The organism is Mycobacterium vicinigordonae (assembly GCF_013466425.1).
GTDB lineage: Bacteria > Actinomycetota > Actinomycetes > Mycobacteriales > Mycobacteriaceae > Mycobacterium > Mycobacterium vicinigordonae.
Genome location: NZ_CP059165.1, coordinates 1,890,177 through 1,912,709, shown reverse-complemented (window position 1 = coordinate 1,912,709; position 22,533 = coordinate 1,890,177). Strand labels below are relative to the sequence as shown.

Genomic DNA, 22,533 nt, shown 5'->3' with positions numbered 1-22,533 from the left:
ATAACAATCATTACAGCACCGCGTCAGCAAGGCGGTCGACCTGGTCGATGTTGGTGACGCAGGGGTGGAACACGACTGCGTCGAAGCCCAGGTCGCGATAGGCGCGCACGGTTCGTGTCGCATCGTCGGCGGACGTGAGCATGTCGGCGACGTTGAGGGCGGCATAGTCCGGCTTGAAGCCGTAGTAACTCTGCAGGTGGGCACGCCCGGCAGCGACGACGTCAGCATCGCCGAAGGCGAAGTTAACACTGGCCTGAAGCCACGGGCGGCCCGAGCGGTTCTCCGCAGCCCACGCCGTGCGCGCCCGGTCGGCGAGCACGGACTGATTGGCGTAATCGCGCAGCGCTCCGGCGGTCCAGCCGTCACCGATCGTCGCGACGCGGCGGATCGTCGCGTCCGCCCGTCCGCCGAACAGGATCGGAATACGTACCGCCGCTGCGCGCAGTGCCCCCTCACCGGTGACCACCCTGCCGTCACTCATGTCGCGTAGCACGGCAACGGTCTCGTCCAGGATGCGTCCGCGCCGCCGATAGTCCACGCCGACCGCGGTGTAGTCGTCGGGTCGGCTCCCGATACCCAGTCCGAGGGTGAGCCGGCCCCCGGAGGCGTCGGCGAGGGACGTGACTTGTTTTGCCAATAGCGCGGCGGGATACAGCGGTGCCAACAGCACGTTGGTGATCAAACCGATGCCGGTGGTCGCGCCCGCGGCCACCGACAGCGCGACGATCGAATCGAGGCTTTCATAGATCAGCCGGTCGATCGCGGCCAGACCACCGAAGCCGCGCTGTTCGGCTCGGCGCGCCCATTGTGTGGTCAACAGACCAGGCACGTGAGCGATATGGCTGGGCATTCCGATTGCTATCTGCATGGTGGTAGCTCCTTTAGGAGTTAGGCGTCGAAGATGTCGTCGAAGCGGCCGTCAGGGGCGGCGATCGCACCCGTTGGGCTGCATTGACCATGTTCTCGGCGGGTCTCGGCGGGTCTGTGGCCGTCGAGTTCATGGGTTCTAGGCTGGCAGCACGGACGTAGAAATCGCGATTGCTGCGCGGATATTGGTGATAAGTCCTCATCTGGGCCCCTTTCAATGCACAATTTTCGTCGTGATCGACGATCTGGACGCGCAGATTCTTCATACCCTGCAGTTGGCACCTCGAGTGTCGTTTCGCCGCATCGCCAGCGTGGTCGGGGCAACTGAGCAAACCGTGGCGCGGCGCTATCACAGACTCCGGCGCGACGGGGTGGTGCGCGTTGTAGGGCTGGAGAACCGCTGGATAGCCGGCGAAGCGAGCTGGGTATGCCGGATCCGCTCAGCGCCTGACCGGATACCACAGCTGGCCGAGGCACTGGTGCGCCGCCCGGACGTATCCCACGCAAACGTGCTGGCGGGATGGACCGAGTTGGTGTGCGTAATTCGCGCACCGCTGGGCGATAGCCGTGAAGATGTTCTGCTGCAGCTCCTACCCCGAGCCGCCTCGGTCATCGACATCTCCATTGACCTGATGCTTCATTCGTTCGGTGACCCCGCCCGCGCGCCGTGGGCCGGTTATGGCAGCACGCTTTCCGCTCAACAAGTTGCACAGATCCTGCAAGAGCGCACCGATACGGGGGGTAACGATCAGCGAACCCTGCCCACCGCCGAGGATCGCCCGATTCTTGACGCACTCGGCGAGGACGGCAGAACACCGCTGGCCAAGCTCGCCGCACGGGCGGGCTGGTCGGTGACAAAGGTGGGTCGCCGGATAGCGGCACTGGAAGCTTCCGGAGCGCTGCGGTACGACGTCGACGTGTTACCCGAGCGGCTCGGCCACCAGCTCAGCGCCATGCTGTGGCTGACGTTGGCGCCCAAAGACCTGCATCGGGTCGGCGAGCGTATCGCCGCGCACGCCCAAATCGCCTTCGCGGGAGCCACGAGTGGATCTAAAAACCTTATGGCCGTTGCTATTTGCCGAGACTCGCAAGACCTCTATCGATACCTTACCGAGCAACTCGGGCAGATTAATGAGGTCTCAGGTTACGAGGTCAGCATCCGTACGCAGCGCCTCAAGCAACACGGATCGGTCGTGGCCCACGGCCGGCTTGTCAATCCCCGCTCCGCCCGATCTGCGCGCTGAGCAAGCGATTCGTCTGCACGGCAGTGCAATTGATGGCCGGAATTCATTAGCTGGTTTACCTGGTCCCACGACAGTTCGATACCGTTCGCGCACACCGAATTTCAACGTGGACGTATCGAGCTCTGCCCCGGGGGATCTGAAATCCAAGACCGGGTGCCGGCGAGTACCGCCGCATGTACCGCGCGCGCAATTCGGGCGCCCAACGCCGAGCGCGGCCCGCCGTATGCCTGCGGAGTTCCGTCCGTCGGGCAGTGCACAATGACCGCGTCCGAGGCGGTTCCGGTGGCTTGCACCCCGCTCTCGTATAACGCCTGCACTTTCGCCTCGGTCGCGGTTGCCACCGCGTTGACCAGCGCCGCCGCACACAGCTGTACCGGCACGGCAACCACGATGTTGATAGTCCCCACGCGGTGCCCGTCGCCGTCGATGAGCGGTCGGTACTCGACAGTCTGATAGTCGGCGAACGTGCCCGCTCGGGCGCCAGACGGCAACTCGCGGCGGAAGTGCAGGTCGGGTGCCGCTGCCCAGGTCGGGTGAGAGAGCCCGACGGTTGCCGCAGCATGCACGCCAGTATCGGCGGCGAGGTGGTGGCGGGTCACGTCGACCGCGGTGAGCAACCCGCAGCCGGTGCCGACAAGCTCAAGCGCGGCACCGATCTCGGTCAGGTGACGGTCCGGGTCAGTCCGGCCGTAATCGAGGGGCACCGTTGCGTTGACTACCCAGTTCCGGGTCCCAATGCCGCCGCCGAGTGGGCCCGACGAGATGCACAGTCGAGCCTCGGCGAATTGCCAAACCAGGACCGGGAACGGCCGAGTTTGTTCCACCCGTGCGGTCAACCGAGGATGCATGGTCACATCCTCGCGCAGGTGGTACGACGGGCGCGCGCGGGTGGTCCAGCGCCACGACTCCGACGTACCAAATTCAACGCCGCGCCTCGGGTCAGGCACGCCGCAACAGCATGGCGGTAGTCCCACTATTGGCTGCCCCCACGCCGACAGCGGCGAGCGCGGCGCCGTCTACCTGACGCGAACCGGCCTCACCCCTGATTTGTAGGCAGGCCTCGTGCAGGTGGCCGAACCCATGCAGACGGCCACCCGAAAGTTGTCCGCCCGCGGTGTTTATCGGTAGCTCGCCGCCAAGTGACATGCGGTCTGGATTTTCGATCCATTCGCCGGATTCGCCGACCTCACAGAAGCCGAAGTCCTCGAGCCAGCACAACACGAACACGCTGAATCCGTCGTACAGCGAGGCTACGTCGACGTCGGAAGCCGTGAAATCCGTACGCTCCCAGAGCGTTAACCAGCGTGAGCTGATGCGGGTGATGTCGAGTCCCGCTTCCCAGCTGAAGCGGTCGTGGTGGGCGCAATCGAGCGCTTCGACAACCAGGGCGGGATGGTCCAGTGCGTCGGCATGCTCGGCACGGGAAACGACAAACGCGGTAGCTCCGTCGCAGGCGATGTCACAGTCGAACATGCACAGCGGATCCGACACCATCCGTGCGCTCAGGTACATCTCCAGGTCCATCGGTTCGGAATAGATTGCATTGGGGTTGCGCCCGGCGTGGGCCCGCTGGGCAATGGCGATCGATGCCAGTTGCTCACGGGTCAGGCCGTATCTCTGCATCCGCGCCCGGACTTGCAGCGCGACCAGGTTGGCCGCAGTTGCCCCAAAGGGCAACTGCCAGGCCAGCATTCCACCGGGTCGGCCCATACCTGCACCGTAACCCTTGCGTCGACCGGCGCCCTGCGCGGTGCCCTCCCAGATGCTGCGCCAACACAGCACATGATCGGCCAACCCACAGGCCACAGCCATCATCGCATCAACGACAGCACCAAGCTGGCCTGGCGACTCCACCCCTCCCGCAACCCAATTCGGCCGTATCCCCAACGCGTCGTGGATTTCGCGCAGCGAAGCCCCTGAGAATCCCAAGCCGGGTTGCGACGATCCGGGATAGGTTGTTAGGCCGTCGATATCGCCCAACGTCAGGCCCGCGTCGGCGACGGCAGCCTCACAGGCTTCGACCGTAAGCTCCAGTCCGTCGCGACCGAGCCGACGACCGATCGCGGACTGGCCGATGCCGCTGACGATGACGCGGTCAGTCAGTGGGTAGCCCATCAGTGTTCTGGCTCGAACAACGGTATGTACACCTCGTCCTCGCCGACGACGAGCTGGTCGAAGACCACCCGCACCAACATGTTCTGGGAAATTTCGTCAGGTTCGACATTGACCAAGTTGGTCAGCAACCGGGCATTCAAGTCCTCGACGGGGTTGACGAATGCGATCACGTACGGGGGCTGAAAACCTGGAAACCATTGGTGCCGATTGATCGTCCACGACTCGACGACGCCTCGACCGCTAAGTTCAACGAATTCCAGCACTGCGTGATCACGAGGGCAACGCAAAGCGGGGGGATGGCAAATCCGCGTGCAACGCACGCAACGCTGCATCCGCAGCGCACCCGCCGCCCCACCGGTCCAGAATGGCCGATCTAGCTGAGTCAGTACCGGCGCCGGCCGCTCGCTGTCGGGCATCGGCGTCATCGTCCGGCAAGTGCGAACATCGAGGGCTAACCGAACACACCGGGTGACTGCGAATAGTCGACGGTCGAGAGTTCGGTCATGCCGCCGTCGATGTGCAACACTGTCCCGGTCACAAAGGTCGAATCATCACCAGCCAGAAATGCTACTGCGGGCGCGATTTCGCTATCCGGGTCAGCTCCGCGCTTCATCGGCGACGCCTGGGCCGTTCGGGTGTAGTTGTCCCACTCGGTGCCAATCATCTTCTGCTGTACCTCGGTGAGAGCGAATGGGCAGACAGCATTGACCCGGATACGGTGACGCGCCCATTCGTTGGCGGCCACCTTGGTGAGCGCGGCGATCGCACCTTTGGCCGCTGAATACGGCGCCGTATATGCGATGCCCCCCAGGGCCGAACCAGACACGAAGTTAATCACCGACGCACGACCCGAAGCCTGCAAGAAAGGGAATCCGGCCTGCATGAAACGAAACGTGGCTTTGGGACCGGTCGCTTCCGACAGTTCCCAGTCCTTTTCGGTGACCAGCTCCAAAGCCTTGGGCATTGCAAAGAATTGGGCGGCGTTGACCATGATGTCTATGCGTCCCCCGCCTTCGTCGGCGGCGTGCTGCACCGCCGACTCGACATCGTCGCGGCGTGCGACGTTCGCTCGGACGCAGGACGCTTCACCGCTTTTCATGCGGATCTGCTCGACACACTCTTGAGCTTTGTCCTCGTTCAAGTCGACGATGGCAACGCGCGCTCCCAACTCGGCCAGCCGCAGAGCTATCGCTCGTCCCAACCCCTGGGCTCCACCGGTGACCAGTGCCTGCCTGTCCTCCAAACGGGCCAAGATCGCTCCTATCGCGGACTACAATCGATATAACAATGGAACATATTTCGTTCAGTTATTCAACCAGCCGCATCAGTCAGACTCGTTGGCCTCCGGTCACAACGATGTCTTGTCCGGTGATCGCCGCGGCGGCGTCCGATGCCAACCAAACCGACACGTCCGCCACTTCCTTGGGTTCGACGAGTCGCCCGAGAGCGTTCGCCGCGGAGATACGCCTGCGCGCCTCGGCCAGTTCGATTTGCTGCTGATCGGCCACTTTGGCGATGTAGCGGTCCAGCAGTTCACCCGCAACAGCTCCCACCACAATGGTGTTCACCCGAATGCCGTGCTCGCCGGCTTCGAGCGCCAGCGTCTGACACAACGCGCTGAGCGCCAGTTTTGCGGCGGCGTAGTGGCCCTTCCGGGGACGCACCGACCTTGCCGCGGCTGAGGATAGGAACTGGATATTGCCATTACCGCTCGGGATCATGTGCCGCAATGCCTCTCGCGACAGCAGCATCGGCGCTATCAGATTGGTCGCCAGCACGGCGTTCCAGTTCGCCGCAGTTGCGTGACTGATGGGCTCATCCATTCCCGGGATCGCCGCGTTATTCACCAGCACATCGACCCGGCCGAAATGCGCTACCGTCTGGCGAATTACATTCTGACACTGCTCTTCGGCACTGACATCGGCTACGATCTGTAGCGACTTGCCGCCGCAGGCAGCCACCATCTTCGCGGTTTCGCCGAGTTCTAAGCTCCGCCGTGCGACCAGGACGACAGCCGCCCCGCTGCGCGCGTACCGATTCGCCAGTACCCGTCCAATACCGCCGCTTGCGCCAGTGATCACGGCAACTCGTCCGTTCAAGTCCATCGAGGAGGCTCCTCAGCCCGCGCAACCGGTCAAAACCCGCAATATACACAGATACATATTGTGTACTATTGTTTACTTCGTGACTGCCATCTCCATGCTGCCACATCTGAGCAAGGCGACCCTTCCGCCCGCGCGGCTCTACATAGCCGGTTCGTGGCTCGATAGCTCGGCCGAGCCAATCCCGCACATCCACCCGGCGACCGGTGAATCCGTCTTCGATGCACCGAATGCCGACGCAGCCGCCGTCGACGCAGCAATTTCAGCCGCGCGCGTAGCTTTTGACGAGGGGCCTTGGCCTCGACTGCCGGGTCGCGATCGGGCGCAGTACCTCCGGACCATCGCCGACCTCATCCGCGCCGACGCGGCCAACCTCAATATGCTTCTGTCCCTTGATAATGCGACACCAAGCTCGTTCGTCGGCTTCTATCAGATGGGCGCGGAATACCCGGCCGACCTCTTCGACACCTATGCCGGCTGGGTCGACAAGATCACCGGCAACACCTACCCCCAATGGGAAGCTTCTCAGCCGTTCACTTTCACCACCCACGAACCTGTCGGCGTCGCAGCGATCATCACCCCGTGGAACGCACCGATGAGCCTGTTCGCCCAAAAGCTCGCTCCCGCGCTGGCGGCCGGATGCACTGTAGTCGCCAAACCGTCCGAGTTGTCTCCGTTGGTCAGCCTGCGGATCGCGGAGTTGATAGCGCAGGCCGATCTGCCACCCGGGGTATTCAACATGTTGCTCGGACCGGGCGACCCGGTCGGCACCGCACTGGTCGGCGACCCTCGGGTGGACAAGGTGTCGTTCACCGGCAGTCGCGGCATCGGCAGCGCAATCGCGGCCACCGTCGGCGCCCGTATCGGCCGGATCTCGCTAGAGTTGGGCGGCAAGACCCCGGCGCTCATCTTTCCCGACGCCGACCTCGGCATGGCCGTCGGAATCGCTGCAGGCAACGCATTCTTGGGGTTGTCTGGCCAGGTCTGCGTGTGCCAGTCACGGATACTGGTGCACCGCGACGTATACGACGAAGTGCTCTCAACCCTGATCGGATTCGCTGCGGCGGCAACGTTCGGCGACCCTTTCGATCCATCAGTTTCAGCCGCACCGATGATCACTACGCAGCACATGCGCCGCGTGCTGAGCCACATCGAGCGCGCCGTCGGTGACGGCGCAAAACTGGCCGTCGGGGGCGGCCGAGCCGAAAATGCCGCTGCGACTGGTAACTTCGTGGCACCGACCGTGTTGGTCAACGTCGACAATTCGATGGCCGTCGCACAAGAGGAAATCTTTGGACCGGTCTTGTGCGTCATCCCGTTTACCGAAGATGACGAAGCGATTCGGCTCGCCAATGACACACGGTACGGGCTGGGGGCCGCGGTCTACACCCACGATGTCAGCCGTGCCCTGCGAGTCAGCGGCGCACTGCGAGCGGGCACCATCGGTGTGAACTCGTGGACGTTGCAACCACACGCACCGTTCGGCGGGATGAAGCAGTCAGGTTTGGGCCGGGAGAACGGGCAAGCCGGTATCGAGGGATACCTCGAGACGAAGACCACGTTCATGCGTTGAAAGAATGGGTGTGCCATAACACTGTGACATCAACTGTCACGTAGCATTGATGCGGAGAACAACCGGCGAGAGGCGGAGGTTAAAGGTATGTCGACGGATCGAGTCGCAGGCGAGGTCGACGTCGCCGACGAGTTCGATCGTCGCGAGCAGATCTTGGACGCCGCCAACCAGTGTTTCAGCCAATTGGGTATCCAGCGCACGAGCGTCCAGGACGTCGCGCGAATGGCCAAGGTCTCGCGTGGCACGATCTACCGATACTTCGTCGATCGTGATGTCCTCATCGAAGCCGCCATCGAGCATGGCGCCCAACGGTTCTACCAACAGGTCGCCGCGGCGATGGAGGGAAAAGCAACACTCGCCGAGCAGCTCGGGGCCATGGCTCAGACGCACGCCACCATCCTTCTCGATCATCGCACCCGCAACCGCCTGATGGCCGACGACGCCGAGCTCATGCGCCACATGATCGCCGATGGCGACAGTGCTGTCCGACGCACCACGAAGTTCCTCGAACCCTACGTGCGGGACGCGCAAAAGCGCGGAGAAGTCGGAGCCGGAATCGACGTCACTGCCGCCAGCGAATGGCTGGCCCGCATTATTTATTCGTTCTCCACGGTCAATCAAGGCCTGAGTTTCGATATGACCAAGCCCGAAACGGTCCGCCAGTACGTCGAGAAGTTCGCAATTAACGGCCTACGCTGAACACCCGGCAACACCGCTACATAGCCGTACGGCTGTCGCGACCCAAGGAGCTCGGATCAACCGGGAAATCACGCACCATCGCCTGAATCGTGTACGACGCGACCAATCGACCGTCCTGAGCAAATACCCGGCCGTCCCCCTGAGCCAGCCCATTTCCCGACCAGAAGGCGTGGTTGGTGTACAGCAACCAGTCGGTGACATCCGCTTCATCGTGAAAAGCGATGTCAGCTTTCATGATCCCCGTCGACAGCGTGATGTGGGCGCGCGCTTCACCGAGTCCGCGATGTGGCCGCATTGCGGCGGCGATGGTCCAGTGCGTGGTCGATTGGGCAAGTAACGCAGCCCGGAGGTAGGGCTCAGCGGGGTCGTCGCGGAAGCGCACCCACGCGTGCACGACTGGTGGACCTAGCCGGTCGGGATCGGGATCGTAAGCGGCGTCGATGATTCGGATTTCCCGGCCCGTCATTCCGAAGCCGGCAAAGGGCACCGCGGCGTCGGGCCCGGGCAAGTTCGGCATCGGTTCAACGTCCCGCATGACGTCGTCTGCACCCGCGTCGGCCAGCACGATCCCGGCGCTGCGCAATGACCCGTGCTGGCTGATCCGGACTTGCGCCGACGAGAAAGTTCTGCCCTGGCGAAGTGTCTCCACTGAGACTTCCACTGGTGCGTCGAACGCCACCGCTTTGGCGAATATCATCGAAGCCGATGTAACACGCTGTCCGGGAAACGTTTTCGCTACCGCCACGACGGACTCTGCCAACAGTTGGCCACCCTCGACGACATTGCGACGAGTGGGCCCGTGCGCCGGCCCGATGAACTGGCCAGCACCGTCGGGCACGACATCGATCAGCCTGAGCAACTCCGCAGAGTCACCCCACAGCGGAAACGTTGCCGGCACCGTCGAATGGTCTGCCCAGCGTTCGACGACCAGCACCCGCAGCGAGTCCTGGTAGAACGACACGTGGCCGGCGATCGCTGCCACCTTGGCCAGCGGCGTGCGGTAGGTCCAGACCACGTTCTCCACTGCCGGATCCGTGCCCGTCAGATTCCAATAACTCGCCCGCCCTTTGAACGGACAGACGGTGGTGTACTCCGAGGGTTCGAAGAGTTCCCACTGCACTGCGAATTCCGGAAAATAAAGTCGGTCTTCGTGATCGGTCTCGGTGACCACCACGCACCGATCACTCTCCGCGAGCAGCACATCGCCGAGCCAGACCTGGCCAGTGTGGCAGCAGGGTATGACCTCTATGCGATATTCGGGGTGGTCCGGCCACGCCGACTCAATTGCGGTCAAGGCGACACCAGCGGTGAAGCTGGGCGCAACACCAGATTTTCGGGCCCGACGTCCGGGAAATCGAGCACACTGGCGAACATGCCCGCCAGGACGTCGGCGACATCGTCAGGGGTCATCATTGTCTGCTGAAGCAGTCCGCGGGCGATCCAGTGCTGCACTGCGACGCTCAGCAGTTCGGCGTCGAAGGACGCGGTGAACTCGGTCGGCACCGTGCCTCCCACGGTCACATTGCAGAACCGGAACTCGGGATGTTCGCAGCGCCATGCGTTCATGCTCTCCGCGAGCGCTGCCTTGCTGGTCGAGTAGCAACCCAGCGCAACGCGCGCTTGTCCGACGGTCTCCGAAGTCAAGGTGGCCACCATCGCGGCGGGCGCAAGCACAGGCAAACACGCGGTGATCGCGCGGTGCACAGCGACCACATTGGTCTGCATCACGTCGAACCATTCGGCGGAAGTGGTCTGGGCGAACATGCGCAGCGGTGCGTATCCGATCGAAATGAACAACAGATCGATGGCGCCGAGTCGCTCGCGGGCAGCCTCGGCAATCCTGGCGCAGTCTTCGCCATTGCGGGCGTCTGCGGTCACAGCCGTGCCGCAACCAGCCTCCTCGACGACTTCCTGCAACCGGTCCGATCGACGTGCCGCGGCAAGGAGTTGGGCACCTTCCTTGCCGGCACGCACCGCGAAAGCCCGCCCGATTCCTGCCGAGGCGCCCACAACCACGACGCGCTTGCCGGCCAACGTCCGTTCGCCCATGAGGCCCTCTCCTGCGATGTACGGTTGCGCGCCGTCCCCCGTCTCATGTGATGAAGAACAATAGTACACGGTATGTTCAGTTGAATCCCGTGGCCTTGCTACGCATGCCCGAGGACGGGAACGCAGAGAAGGGAGACCAGGTGGACCTAGGGGTCACCGGAGCCAACTTCGTCCTGGTGGGCGGCACCACTGGCATCGGATTCGCCGCTGCCGAGCAACTGGCCGCCAACTGCGCCAATGTTGCGTTGTTGGCGCGCGACGAGGAACGTGCTCGCGATCGTGCGTCATGGTTGGCAGCCGAGCATGGCGTCCGCGCGGTGGGCATCGCGGTGGATGCCGCCTCGTCCGGCAATGAAGTGGACCGCGCCGTCGAGCGAGCAGCCACCAGCCTTGGACCCTTGCGCGGGTTGGCCGTCACGGCCGGACCGATGAACCAGCAGGGGCCATTTCTGGAGCACTCCGACGATTCCTGGGACTGGTATTACCAGTTGATATTGATGGCAACTGTTCGCTCCTGCCGCGCGGTAATACCGCACCTACAGCGCAACGGCGGCGGGACGATCGTGACCACCGCCGCGTATTCGGTGCGGGCGCCGAAGATCTTGATTCCTCCCTACAACGCACTTAAGGCGGCCGTACTCACGCTCTCGAAGATTCTGGCGAAAACGTATGGACCCGAGGGGATCAGGGTCAACACGGTGTGCCCAGGATTGTTCGATACCGAGGTCAATGACTTCATCCGGGCGCAGCGTGCGGAAGAATACGGGGTGCCGTTGCAGGACGCGATCTATACCCATCTGGCCAGCAATCCCAACTGGAACATGCGGGTCGCCCTCGGCCGTGGCGGAAAGCCCACCGAAGCAGGCGAATTGATCGCCTTCCTGCTCAGTGATTGCGCTGCTTACCTCACCGGTGCAGCGATCAATATCGACGGTGGAACAGACTTCTGAGTCACGAGCAAGCGCCAATCAGATCCCAACCAGGTCGGCGAGTAGTCCCCGGTGAAAAGTCGCGTCACCTAACAGGTGTCCGGACGACTTGGCTCGTTTGAAGAACAGATGCGCAGGATGTTCCCACGTGAAACCAACACCACCGTGGATTTGGATGTTGGCCGCCGCGGCGTGCGCGTACGCCTCTGAACTGCACGCCTTGGCCAGCGAGGCAGCTGCGGCTAGCTCTCCAGATAATTCCGCGGCCGCCTGCACCGCGTAATAGGCTGCGCCGCGCGCGCATTCGACCTCTAGGAAGATGTCGGCGCATTTGTGTCGAATCGCTTGGAACGAACCGATCGGCTTGCCGAACTGTTTGCGCACTTTGGCATAGTCGACCGCCATTTCCAGGCACCGCTGCGCACCTCCGACCTGTTCGGCCGCCAACGCCGAAGCACCGAGGGACAAAGTCTGCGCCAACACCGGCCAGCCCTGTCCCTCGTCTCCTATCAGTGCTGCGGGGGTGGCGTCGAATTTCATCCGAGCCTGCCTACGAGTCGGATCCAGCGTCGATAGAGGTCGGCGCGCCACCGTCTGGAATTCGTCGACCGCGAAAAGCGATATTCCAGTGTCGGTGCGGGCGGCCACGAACACGACGTCGGCGTTACAACCGTCCAGTACGTAGCTCTTGGTTCCCTCTAGCGCCCATCCGGTACCGCTACTTCTGGCCCGTGTTCGGATCGCGTGGGGTTGCCATCGGCCCGACTCCTCTGTGATAGCCACCGTTGCCGCGGTCGATCCCGCGGCGATGCCGGGTAGGTAGCGCCCTTTGGCGGCGTCGTCACCGGAATGCATGATGAGGTTTGCCGCCAGCACCACGGACGCGAAATATGGTGCTGGCAGCAGACATCTGCCGAGCTCCTCGGCGACTATGCCGAGTTCGACAAAGGTGAAACCCTGGCCGCCGAATTCTTCCGGGATCGCCAGTCCGGTCAGGCCGAGTTGGTGAGACATCTGGTGCCACAACGCGGTGTCATAGCCGACTGGCGTGTCCAGCTGCCCGCGTATTGCTGCATCGTCAGCCTTGTTCTCGAGAAAAGAGCGCACCGTACGACGCAATTCGTTCTGCTCGTCGTTGAGCGCGAAACTGATCGCATTGCCTGACATTTCAGCTCCGGGTGCCTCGCCGACCGGTAGGGTCAACCCGCGGCGTATCCTGTCCCCTACGCAGGCTGTTCAGCCACGAGCCTGCCGCCGCGGGCGCTGGCACAGGCTCGTCGAAACGTCCGGGATCGGCGTTGAGGAAGACTTCCCACGAAGGAAATGCCCGGTGAAAGTTTCCGTCGTGATGAATGGTGTTTGGCCAGCGCATCTTATGCGGGCCGGTGGGCGGATCGGTGATGTCGCTCTGATACCAAAACAGTGGCGTGCGACGGACGAAATACCAGTGCCCGCCCCGTCTTTCATAGCTATCGAGGTACGCGAGCAGCTCGACGAGCCACGCCGCTTCAGTTTCTAGGTCGTTGCGGGAATAAACCAGTCCACTGGCCCGGTCGGCGTCGTGCACATCGATAACGTGACCCAGCACGCCGTGGGCGCTGCCCAGCAGCGATCGCCGGATCTCGATGTCGTACCACTCCCGCAGTGCGGCTCGGCCTCGCCTCCCGCCCGGCACTCCGACCTCTTCCACGAAGAGGTTTGCCAAGGCATCGAAGTCGCGCATGTCCAAAGCCACCGCATATTTGGCGGCCAACTGACGGATCTCGTCGAGTGCTTCCAACCGCGCGATCCGGGCCTCCAACGAGTCGGCTTCGGTCATGTCAGCTCCCCCGATTCAACGAGCTGAGCCAAGCGCGTCTTATCGATCTTGTTTGTAGTGGTGTAAGGCAGCTTCTCAGTGTCGGAAAGAATCACCCATCGCTTCGGAACTTTGTATGCCGCCAGTTCTTTGCGGCATCTGGCGGCCAGCGAGACCGGCGAAGAATCGCACTCCCGGCTGAGCACCACGACCGCACATACCACGGCGCCCTTGTCGGTGTCCGGAATTCCGACGACGTAGCTGATCCGAACGCCGTCGAGTCGACTGATCACCGTTTCGACCTCCACGGGTGCGACATTTGCGCCCGAGGTCTTGATCATGTCGTCGGTGCGACCCGTGAAATACAGGTGACCGTCATCATCACGGTATCCGGCGTCTTTGGTGTAATACCAACCGTCGGCGTCAAACAATTCCGCGCGCTGGCGGCCCACTATCCCGCGCATCATCGCCGCTCCACGCACACAGATTTCGCCCACGGTGCCGTTTGGCACCTCAACTCCGGACTCGTCGACGATCTTGTGTTCGTAGCCGGGCGCCGAGACGCCGAGTGAGCCGCGCTTGCTTTCGGGCACCAATTCGTGGGGTGGCCACCAGGTGTGAGAGCTACACGTTTCGGTCATGCCGAGTTGAGCAACCCGCAAGGTCGGGTCGGCGACTCGAAGCTCCGGGTCGAGGAGCACCTGCTGGTATCCGTCCCGCAGACTCGACAAGTCGGTGCTGGGGAAGTCCGGATGACTCGCCAGCGCCGGTCCAATGTGCGGGAAACCAGTTGCGTAGGTGGCATGTTCGGACGCAAGCAGGCGAAGCACGTCGCCGGGCTCGAATCTGTGCTCGGTCAGTATCGTCACGCCGGTCTGCATGGGCCCCAGCAGTCCGAAGATCAAACCCCCTACCCAGAAGAACGCCATCGGAATGTACACCCGATCATGCGGCTTCCACTCGTGCTGCGTGGCGACGAACCGGGCATGCGTGATCGCGGTGGCGTGGATGTGAATGATGCCCTTCGGGTCCGACGTGCTGCCGGAGGTGTAGATGATCACCAGGTCATCTGCGGGCCGCACGGTGGACTCGATCGCCTGTAGAAACTCCGTCGACACGGGCTGCGGCCAGTCGCTGGGCCAGCTGCGTTCAGTAGTGCCGAGAGCAAAAACGTTGCGCAAGTTTGGAAGTCGTTTGGCAGCTAGTTGCCCACCCGATATCTGGACGTCTCCGATCGCCTTGGTAATTCGCGCAAGCATATCCTTGCCCAGCAACGAGTCGACCGACAACAGCGTGTGGATGTCGGCGTCACGCAATAACCATCCGAGCTCCGCCGGCTGGAAGAACGTGTTGATCGGCACCGCAACGGCACCAATGCGGGTAACAGCCAGAAACGCTACGACGAAGTCGGGCCCGTTGGGCGCCATCACCCCGACCCGAACGGCTTTGGTCACACCCGCCGCGAGCAGACTACGGGCCAATCTAGCCGAACGGATGTCGGCTTGTGCATAAGTGATTCGCTCGACCCGGCCGTCGCCGAGTGAGGATACGATGAAATCGTTGTCGACGTAGGCAGATGTGAGAGCCTTCAGCATCGCCGGAACAACCGGCACGTACGGCAACGGCTCGTAGTTGAAAGTGCGATTCATTGCACGCCCGATTTCATTCCACAACCCAACGCGGTTCCCGTTTTTCGGCGAACGCGACCATCCCTTCGCGATAGTCCGGGTGGGTCAGCTGGTGCTGCAGTACATAACGGTAGGCGACATCGTTAGCCGCATGCAGCCCCACGTCCAAACTGGTCCACATCGCTTTTATCGACGCCTGCACGGTGGCAGGCGAGAGCCTTGTAATGTCTGCGGCGATCTCGCGTGCCCGCTGCTGCAGCTGGTCGGCGGGCACCACCTCGTTGATCAGGCCGATCTCGTAACCACGTTGGGCGCTGATGCGCCCCTTCTTGGTCATCAGTGCCAACTGCATCACCATCGATAACGGCATCCTGCGCAGCAGCACAGCCGGCTCGAGTGCAAATACGTTGCCGACGGCCAGGTGAGTGTCGATCAGCTCAGCATGCTCAGCCGCAATGATGAGGTCGGAGTCGGCAACCTGATGGAGTCCCCCGCCGACCACCATCCCGTTCAGCGCACATATTACCGGCTTCCAGACGTTGTGGTGCAGGCGCGAGCCGGGAATCTTGTTCCGGATGCCACCTTCGGCGGTCGCCCGGACGTCCTGTCCCGCGGAAAATGCTCGGTCGCCCGCACCGGTGATGATGGCAACCCGGATACCCGGATCGTCGCGGACTCGTTCCCACGCCAGACCCAGTTCTGTCCGAGTCAAGTCATCTGTGGCGTTGAGCCGCTCGGGACGGTTGAGCGTAATGGTCGCGACATACTGGCTGACGTCGAACAGAATCCTCTTGAAATCCACGACATCCCCTGGCATCAGACCGGAACGAACTAGACACTACAGCATCAACTGTTCAATTGTACCGTCTACGAGCTTCACGGCATCCATTGCCCGCCCGACACCGAAATCAACTGGCCGGTCAGGTGTTTAGCACCAGGCGAACACAAGAACGCGACAACGGCCGCGACATCACCGGGATCGCCGATCTGTCCCGTCGCCGTAGTCTCGCGCATCTGCACCAGCTCATCATCGCTCTTACGCGACAGCAGCCACGGCGTGGCGGTAGTGCCGACAACGACGGTATTTACCCGCACCCCCAGTGGCCCCAGTTGCACGGCCATTAGCCGGCTCAGTCCTTCCACGCCCGCTTTTGCGGCGGCATAGGCGGGCGGGCCGGTGCGGACGCCGTGCGCCGAGACCGAACTGACGTTGACGATCACTCCACGGCCCTCGGCTACCATCTGCCTCGCCGCAACCTGAGCCACGACGAATGTGCCCTTGAGGTTGACGTCGACGATGCGGTCCCAGTCCTCGTCTGTTTGGTCCAAAAAGGTCGCGGGCAAAGTCATTCCGGCATTGTTGATCAGGACCCGTACGGGTCCGTGCCGCTCGGACAGCTCCGCGAGCGCGTCCTGCACCGCAGCGCGGTCATTGACAGACAACTCCATCGGGAGCAATAAGCCAGCCCGAGCTTCGTCCGAATCTTCGGCGCGGGCAATGGCTTTCGCGTTGACGTCGAGTGCCGCGACGCGATGACCGGTGGCGATCAGCTCAGCGACGATAGCCGCACCGATTCCCCGCGCTCCCCCGGTGACGATCGCCAGCGGCCGTGAATCATCCAACACGCTGATCTCCATTACCGCTCGCAGTGCGTTCGATTGCGGCAACGGATGGCCGCACCAATTCGACCGATTCGGCCATCAACTGACAGAGGTCTGCCTTGCCTCCGTCTGCCACCCACACCTCGATCGAGGCGCGGTTGGCGCTGTTGATCAGTGTCGCGGCCAGCCGGGGCCGCAGGTCGGCACGGGCGTCGCTGTTCAACCAGCGAGCAACTTCTCCGGTGAGCTGATCGATCCAGTCTTCGTTGATGCGCAGCATCGTGGCGCGAAGTGCCGGCATGCGGTGATACATCCGGGCACGGACGAGGAAGATCTCCGGCGCTTCGGCAATCGCTTGCGCCACCGCCGCCGATGCGTCAGCGAGAGCGTCCCAAAGACTGTTCGACGGTTGGGAAGCGGCGGCTCGGAACCGTCGAGTGGCCTCCTCCAGCCGTTCGGCATACCCGTCGAACAGAATGTCGTCCTTAGCGGCAAAGTGGTGAAAGAACGTTCGTGGCGCCACGCCGGCGGCGGACGAGATCTGTTCGATCGTGACCGTCTCGTACCCGTGCGTGGCAAATAGGTTGATCGCTGCGCGAATCAGCGCCTGCCGATTGCGCAGGCCCCGGGCTCGACGTTGATCCACAGTCAGCCTCCTGCCAACGTGGCGCTGCCCGAGCTCAGCGCCACTACATCGCCTTGCAGCGTCCGGAAACGCACGTCTTGCCCGCTTCGCCACATCTCGGTGCGCAATGGCGCGCCCAGACGCACCGGTTTCGCGAATCGACAGCTCAAGGATGTCAGCCGTTGCGGATTCGCGCCGCCGATCTCGTTGATCAGGGCCCGCGCGGCGAAACCTAGGGTGCACAGCCCATGCAGAAACACGTCGTCGAAGCCGAACTTCCGGGCGGCCGCGGGGTCGATGTGCAGCTGATTGCGGTCTCCCGACAACCGGTAAATGGCGGCCTGCTCCGGCCGAACCACGTCGTCGTACCACGAATCCGGCGCATCTTCAGGATCCGGTTCAGCGCTCGGGCGGCGCTCGCCGCCGAACCCGCCCGCCCCGAGAACCACGGTCTGCGAACGTGTGACGAACGCGGTGCCGTCGGCATCGGTACCTTGTCCGGTCAACTCGACGGCCGCATGCTTGCCCGTGTCCCACAACGCCGACACCCGCGCCTGCACTGAGAGTTCCCCCGTGGGCCCAATGGGCCGGTACAGCTCCAGCGACTGCGCCGAGTGAACGATCGGGTATGCGCCGAGGTCGAGCACACTCCGCAGGTCCTTGACGGCCCACCAGTTGGCGATCAACGCGAAGGTGGGCAGGACCGCGGGTCCAGCCAGTTCGTTGAGCAACGGCAGTTCGGCAGGCGGACGGGCCCCGACGCCCAATGCGTACAGGATCACGTCGGTCTGATTCCAGCGAAAGGTCTTCGGGCTCAATGCCGTTCCGACCACCGACTCGGTGAGAACCACCAACACCTCCCAACTGAACGGATTGACGGCACTTGTTACATCGTGCAATATAGTGGCAGCGACTGCAACTACTTCTTCTTTCGGGTCCACCCACCCGGGCAGAGTGGGAGATAGGAGGAATTTCATGAAGTTCGGCGTATTCATCCTCGGCGACAAACCCAACCACCTCAGCGACCGGGAAGTGCTGCGCAACGTGCTGCAAGAAGCGAGCTGGGCCGAGGAACTCGGATACGACGAAGTCTGGCTGGCCGAACATCACTTCTCCCCGTATGGCATGCTCGCCGACCTGCCGCAGATCGCAACGGCCATCGCCACCCAGACCGAGCGCATCCGCATCGGTACCGCATGCATGGTGGCACCGTTTCACAGCCCGATCCAACTCGCCGAACGGATCGCGCTCGTCGACGTCCTTTCCAACGGGCGGTTCGACGCGGGCTTTGGGCGCGGCTACCAATCGCACGAGTTCAAGGGCTTCGGCGTCTCGATGGACCAGGCGACCGGCCGCTACCAGGAGTGCGTCGAGATCGTCAACAGACTGCTCAGCGAGGAAAACGTCACCTACCACGGGAAGTACCATCAGATCGAAGACGTCACGATCTATCCGCGACCGCTACAACAACCCGTCCCGGTGTGGGGAACCGTCATGAAAACCCCGTCAAGCTTCGAGTGGCTGGCCGACAAGAGCTTCGGCGCGATTATCGGTAACCCCTATCAAGTCGATCCCGATCTGCAAGGGGCGCTTGATATTTACCTAGACGTACAGTCGAAGAAGGGCCTCGATGCCGCCACCGGCAACGTGTGGGCACTGCTGAATGCGTTCTGCGACAAGGACGACGGATTCGCCCGCAGTTATCCACGGGACAGCGTCGAACTGTCGATCCAGACGCACCGAAAGTACTCCAGCCCCTTCGAGCGGGGTGGGGAGATACCCGCCGACTACAAGGCTTACTCGGACTGGTTCGACAAGCACGATAAGCAGAGCTACGAGCAAGTGCTTAACTCGCACCTCACGCTCATGGGCGACCCGGATCGCATCATCACGAAGATGAGAACTGTGATCGACATGGGTTGGCGCAACATCATGCTACGTATGTCCCGCGGCGGCGCGATGGACCGAAACAAGGTCTATGAGTCGATGAAGCTGTTCGCCCGAGAGGTGATCCCGGCCGCCACCGAGCTCGCGGCCACCGCGGTTTGAGCCAGCCGCTGGCCGACCGCGTACGCACGGTTCTGGCACTCGACCCGTCAGCTCCCGCCATTGAGTACCGGGGCAGCTGGACTGATTGGCGGGCACTGGCCGACATCGCTGTCGGAGTCCAGAATCAGCTGGCAGCAGTCGGTTTGACCGAGGGGGCGCCGGTTGGCCTGGTGCTACGCAACCATCCTGCGATGGTCGCGGCGCTGCTCGGGGTACTGCTCGCCGGCGATTGCGTCGTGACGGTCAATCCATCACATGGTGACACCGGTTTGGCCGCCGACATCGCCAGCCTACGGGTGCCTGCGGTCGTTGCGCTGCCTACGGACTGGCGACGTCCCGGAATCGCCGACGCCGCTGGGAGTGCTGTCGGGTTGCAGGTCGACATTGACCCAGCCAGCTGCCGAACCGCCGCCGGCTTAGACCGGCTGGGTCCCGGCCCGTTTCGCGCGGTGACGCATGGTGATCCCGTTGCCGTCGAGATGTTGACCAGCGGCACCACCGGTCCCCCCAAGCGAATACCGCTGACGTACCGATCTTTCGAGCACACGGTTGCGGCGGCGGGCGCGCACTACAGCTCGCATGCACAACCCCAGCTGAAACTTCGGTCGGGGGTTGCGATCGTTTCGTCGCCGCTGGTACATATGTCTGGGCTGTTCCGCACCTTGCTAAACATCTGTGAAGGCCGCAAGATCGCGCTGCTCGAGCGCTTTCGGGTACCGGATTTCGTTGACCTCGTGGCACGACACCGGCCCCGGGCGATCAGCTTGGTGCCATCGGCATTGGCGATGATCATCGATGCCGACGTGCCCGCCGAAGTGTTCTCCAGCGTTGAAGTGGTGACATCCGGGACCGCCCCCCTGCCGGTGGAGGTGCAGATTGCGTTCGAGGAGCGCTACGGCGTAGCCGTTCTACCGTCGTACGGCGCCACCGAATTCGCGGGTGGTGTCGCAGGATGGAATCTCGCTCTGCACCGGGAGTGGGGCACCACCAAACGTGGCAGCGTGGGACGTCCTCAGGAAGGCCGCGAGATCCGCGTCATCTCAATAGACGACGGCACCGAAGTGCCTGCGGGGCAGCAGGGCTGTATCGAAGTACGCACCGCCGGCGCTGAATGGGTCCCCACAACCGATCTGGGGCGTGTCGACTTAGACGGATTCGTCTTCATCGACGGCCGCACCGACGATGTCATCATTCGCGGGGGGTTCAAGGTGACTCCGGCCGACATCGTCAAGACCCTGCGTACCCACCCGGCGGTACGTGACGCAGGCGTCACCGGGTTGCCCGACGAGCGGCTGGGCCAGATACCAGTTGCCGCGGTCGAATTAGCACCCGGCGGCCAGGTGACGCCCGAGCAACTGCTGGACTACTTACGCGATCGAGTCAGCCGCTATCAAGTCCCGGCCCGGCTGATCGTGGTCGACGAACTGCCCCGCACGCCTTCGTTGAAGGTGAGCCAGCCAGGAATACGCGAACTTTTCGAAGAGGTGGCGAGTTGACAAGCGATGTCCGAGGTGAGGTCGCCATCGTCGGTGTGGCCGAGGAGGTTTCGCCGACCGGGGTGATAGACGTGCCACTGCGCGAACTCGAAGCACGGGTGATCACGGCGGCGCTGGTCGACGCCGGCTTGTCGCTCAGTGATGTCGACGGATTGTGCTCGTGTACCGGGGGTGCCTTGATGCATTCCATCGAGTTGGCCGAATACCTGGGTATAGCACCGCGATTCACTGACGCCACGCAGGTCGGGGGCGCCAGTTACGGGCTCTACGTCGAGCATGGCGCCGCGGCCATCGCGGCGGGGGTGGCCGAGACAGTGGTGATCGTCTACGCCTCAACCCCGCGAGCCGCGCGCAAGCGCGGTGAGAAGGGCCTCGGAGTGTTCGCCACACCCGAGCGGTTGGAGTGGGAAACACCGTACGGGGTGATGCTGCCGATCAGCGCTTACGCGCTGGCAGCCAATCGGCATATGGCCGCATACGGAACGACCGCCGAGCAACTGGCTCAGATCGCAGTCGATACCAGGCGCTGGGCGGAGCTGAATCCCCGGGCGCACCTGCGGGATCCGATCACGGTTGACCAAGTCCTCAATTCCGGGTTCATCGCCGAGCCCATCCACAAGTTGGAGTGTTGTCTGGTCACCGACGGTGCCGCGGCGATAGTACTGACCAGCACCGAGCGCGCCCGCGATCTACCCCAACCGCCGGTGTTAGTACTGGGTGCGGCCTCGGCGGCATCCCACGCGATGATCTCGCAGATGCCGGATCTCACCGCTACCCCAGGTGCGTTGTCGGGACCCGCGGCATTCAGGGCAGCAGGACTGACACCCGGCGACGTCGACGTAGTCGAACTGTACGATTCGTTCACCATCACGGTTCTGCTCGCGCTCGAAGATCTCGGCTTCTGCGCCAAGGGAGAAGGTGGTCCCTTCGCCGGTAGCGGCGTCCTGGGGCCCGGCGGCGCCCTGCCCGGCCAGACCTCGGGCGGGGGCCTGGCGTATACCCATCCCGGTGCCTTTGGCGCCTTCCTGCTTGTTGAGGCCGCGCGCCAGCTGCGCGGTGATTGCGGCGAGCGTCAGGTGCCAGGCGCGCAAACTGCAGTGGCGCACGGCACCGGCGGAGTGCTGTCGGCGACGTCGACGCTGATCCTGGGAACGGAGGCAACGCTATGACCGACAGTGCTCCTGTCCCGGAGCCCAGCCCCGTATCCGCTCCGTTCTGGGACGCCACCCGGCGCCGCGAACTGAGCATGCAGCGTTGCGAGTCCTGCAATCACCTGGTGTGGTATCCGCGTTGTATCTGCCCTCATTGTGGTGCGACTGCATTGCATTGGGAGACGTTGAGCGGAAACGGTGTCGTGTACGCGGTCAGCGTGCACCACCGGCCCGCCTTTCCCGCCCTGGCCGACAAGGTTCCTTATTCGGTGGTGCTGGTGGATCTGGACGAGGGCGCGCGGATGATGTCGAACGTCTTTGGCCCGGTGCCCGCGGTCGGCGATCGGGTGAAAGTCGCGTGGGTTACGCTCGACGATGGCCGTAATCTCGCTGTGTTCCAACCCCATTCCGAGTCGCAATGAATCTCGACGCCACCTAGCGCCGGATTCGCGAAGAACTGGTACTGCGCCATATCACCGACGAGAACGACCGAGACATCGCCGCAGCGATGGCTACCTTCACTTATCCTTGTTACGAAATCATGCCCACCGGAATGGTTTTCGATGGCGAGGAGGCGGTACGCAGCATGTTGCTGCCCGCGCCGAT

Annotated in this window: 23 protein-coding genes; 8 read left to right on the top strand and 15 right to left on the bottom strand. The window is 63.0% G+C overall.

What is annotated here, in order from left to right; genetic code table 11:
* Positions 1–10: 10 nt before the first annotated feature.
* The gene (locus H0P51_RS08670; RefSeq protein WP_180917533.1) at positions 11–868 is read right to left on the bottom strand and encodes an LLM class flavin-dependent oxidoreductase; all 858 of its coding nucleotides are present in this window, start codon (positions 866–868) and stop codon (positions 11–13) included.
* 232 nt (positions 869–1,100) lie between these two features.
* Between H0P51_RS08670 and H0P51_RS08665 the strand changes: the two genes are divergently transcribed.
* On the top strand, positions 1,101–2,111 hold the full coding sequence (locus H0P51_RS08665) for an Lrp/AsnC family transcriptional regulator (RefSeq protein ID WP_180917532.1): 1,011 nt from the start codon (positions 1,101–1,103) through the stop codon (positions 2,109–2,111).
* Positions 2,112–2,212: 101 nt separating this feature from the next.
* Here the strand turns inward: H0P51_RS08665 and H0P51_RS08660 are convergent, their stop codons facing one another.
* From H0P51_RS08660 to H0P51_RS08640, 5 genes are all read right to left on the bottom strand, one after another.
* Positions 2,213–2,959 carry an adenosylcobinamide amidohydrolase gene (locus tag H0P51_RS08660; RefSeq protein ID WP_180918835.1) on the bottom strand — a complete coding sequence of 249 codons (747 nt, stop codon included), beginning with the start codon at positions 2,957–2,959 and terminating at the stop codon, positions 2,213–2,215.
* A gap of 91 nt (positions 2,960–3,050) precedes the next feature.
* Positions 3,051–4,226 (bottom strand): thiolase family protein, encoded by a 1,176-nt coding sequence (locus H0P51_RS08655; protein WP_180917531.1) that lies wholly within the window; start codon positions 4,224–4,226, stop codon positions 3,051–3,053.
* Positions 4,226–4,642, bottom strand: a complete 417-nt coding sequence (locus tag H0P51_RS08650; protein WP_246398505.1) for a Zn-ribbon domain-containing OB-fold protein — start codon at positions 4,640–4,642, stop codon at positions 4,226–4,228. The genes H0P51_RS08655 and H0P51_RS08650 overlap by 1 nt, the downstream gene beginning before the upstream one ends.
* Before the next feature lie 35 nt (positions 4,643–4,677).
* Entirely contained in the window at positions 4,678–5,478 is an 801-nt protein-coding gene (locus tag H0P51_RS08645; protein ID WP_180917529.1) for an SDR family NAD(P)-dependent oxidoreductase, read from the bottom strand.
* 76 nt (positions 5,479–5,554) lie between these two features.
* The gene (locus tag H0P51_RS08640; RefSeq protein ID WP_180917528.1) at positions 5,555–6,331 is read right to left on the bottom strand and encodes an SDR family NAD(P)-dependent oxidoreductase; all 777 of its coding nucleotides are present in this window, start codon (positions 6,329–6,331) and stop codon (positions 5,555–5,557) included.
* Positions 6,332–6,410: 79 nt separating this feature from the next.
* Here H0P51_RS08640 and H0P51_RS08635 point away from each other — a divergent pair, with 79 nt between their 5' ends.
* Positions 6,411–7,901, top strand: coding sequence for an aldehyde dehydrogenase family protein (locus H0P51_RS08635; RefSeq protein WP_180917527.1), 1,491 nt, complete (start codon positions 6,411–6,413; stop codon positions 7,899–7,901).
* A gap of 87 nt (positions 7,902–7,988) precedes the next feature.
* Positions 7,989–8,600: a TetR/AcrR family transcriptional regulator gene (locus H0P51_RS08630; protein WP_180917526.1), complete on the top strand. Its 612-nt coding sequence runs from the start codon at positions 7,989–7,991 to the stop codon at positions 8,598–8,600.
* 16 nt (positions 8,601–8,616) lie between these two features.
* On the opposite strand, the gene H0P51_RS08625 is transcribed toward H0P51_RS08630, so the two are convergent.
* Both H0P51_RS08625 and H0P51_RS08620 read right to left on the bottom strand, forming a co-directional pair.
* Positions 8,617–9,894 (bottom strand): DUF427 domain-containing protein, encoded by a 1,278-nt coding sequence (locus H0P51_RS08625; protein ID WP_180917525.1) that lies wholly within the window; start codon positions 9,892–9,894, stop codon positions 8,617–8,619.
* On the bottom strand, positions 9,891–10,649 hold the full coding sequence (locus H0P51_RS08620) for an SDR family oxidoreductase (RefSeq protein WP_180917524.1): 759 nt from the start codon (positions 10,647–10,649) through the stop codon (positions 9,891–9,893). The genes H0P51_RS08625 and H0P51_RS08620 overlap by 4 nt, the downstream gene beginning before the upstream one ends.
* 89 nt (positions 10,650–10,738) lie before the next feature.
* Here H0P51_RS08620 and H0P51_RS08615 point away from each other — a divergent pair, with 89 nt between their 5' ends.
* Positions 10,739–11,599, top strand: a complete 861-nt coding sequence (locus H0P51_RS08615; protein WP_246398503.1) for an SDR family NAD(P)-dependent oxidoreductase — start codon at positions 10,739–10,741, stop codon at positions 11,597–11,599.
* An 18-nt stretch (positions 11,600–11,617) separates the two neighbouring features.
* On the opposite strand, the gene H0P51_RS08610 is transcribed toward H0P51_RS08615, so the two are convergent.
* From H0P51_RS08610 to H0P51_RS08580, 7 genes are all read right to left on the bottom strand, one after another.
* Entirely contained in the window at positions 11,618–12,745 is a 1,128-nt protein-coding gene (locus H0P51_RS08610; protein ID WP_180917523.1) for an acyl-CoA dehydrogenase family protein, read from the bottom strand.
* 1 nt (position 12,746) lies between these two features.
* Entirely contained in the window at positions 12,747–13,397 is a 651-nt protein-coding gene (locus tag H0P51_RS08605; RefSeq protein ID WP_180917522.1) for a nuclear transport factor 2 family protein, read from the bottom strand.
* Positions 13,394–15,025: a class I adenylate-forming enzyme family protein gene (locus tag H0P51_RS08600; protein WP_180917521.1), complete on the bottom strand. Its 1,632-nt coding sequence runs from the start codon at positions 15,023–15,025 to the stop codon at positions 13,394–13,396. Before H0P51_RS08600 ends, H0P51_RS08605 begins: the two co-directional genes overlap by 4 nt.
* A gap of 13 nt (positions 15,026–15,038) precedes the next feature.
* A complete protein-coding gene (locus tag H0P51_RS08595; RefSeq protein ID WP_180917520.1) occupies positions 15,039–15,806 on the bottom strand; it encodes an enoyl-CoA hydratase-related protein in 768 nt (255 codons plus the stop codon).
* 74 nt (positions 15,807–15,880) lie between these two features.
* Entirely contained in the window at positions 15,881–16,630 is a 750-nt protein-coding gene (locus H0P51_RS08590; protein WP_246398502.1) for an SDR family NAD(P)-dependent oxidoreductase, read from the bottom strand.
* Positions 16,620–17,252, bottom strand: coding sequence for a TetR/AcrR family transcriptional regulator (locus H0P51_RS08585; RefSeq protein ID WP_180917518.1), 633 nt, complete (start codon positions 17,250–17,252; stop codon positions 16,620–16,622). Before H0P51_RS08585 ends, H0P51_RS08590 begins: the two co-directional genes overlap by 11 nt.
* Positions 17,253–17,254: 2 nt before the next feature.
* Complete coding sequence (locus H0P51_RS08580; RefSeq protein ID WP_180917517.1) at positions 17,255–18,082, bottom strand: MaoC/PaaZ C-terminal domain-containing protein; 828 nt, start codon at positions 18,080–18,082, stop codon at positions 17,255–17,257.
* 124 nt (positions 18,083–18,206) lie between these two features.
* On the opposite strand from H0P51_RS08580, the gene H0P51_RS08575 reads away from it, so the two are divergent.
* Genes H0P51_RS08575 through H0P51_RS08560 form a run of 4 tightly spaced genes read left to right on the top strand, consistent with a single transcriptional unit; the run spans position 18,207 to position 22,349 of the window.
* The gene (locus H0P51_RS08575; RefSeq protein WP_180917516.1) at positions 18,207–19,280 is read left to right on the top strand and encodes an LLM class flavin-dependent oxidoreductase; all 1,074 of its coding nucleotides are present in this window, start codon (positions 18,207–18,209) and stop codon (positions 19,278–19,280) included.
* Positions 19,277–20,776: a class I adenylate-forming enzyme family protein gene (locus H0P51_RS08570; protein ID WP_213016734.1), complete on the top strand. Its 1,500-nt coding sequence runs from the start codon at positions 19,277–19,279 to the stop codon at positions 20,774–20,776. The genes H0P51_RS08575 and H0P51_RS08570 overlap by 4 nt, the downstream gene beginning before the upstream one ends.
* Positions 20,773–21,945, top strand: a complete 1,173-nt coding sequence (locus tag H0P51_RS08565) for an acetyl-CoA acetyltransferase (RefSeq protein WP_180917515.1) — start codon at positions 20,773–20,775, stop codon at positions 21,943–21,945. Before H0P51_RS08570 ends, H0P51_RS08565 begins: the two co-directional genes overlap by 4 nt.
* Complete coding sequence (locus tag H0P51_RS08560; RefSeq protein ID WP_180917514.1) at positions 21,942–22,349, top strand: Zn-ribbon domain-containing OB-fold protein; 408 nt, start codon at positions 21,942–21,944, stop codon at positions 22,347–22,349. Before H0P51_RS08565 ends, H0P51_RS08560 begins: the two co-directional genes overlap by 4 nt.
* The last annotated feature ends 184 nt before the right edge of the window (positions 22,350–22,533 follow it).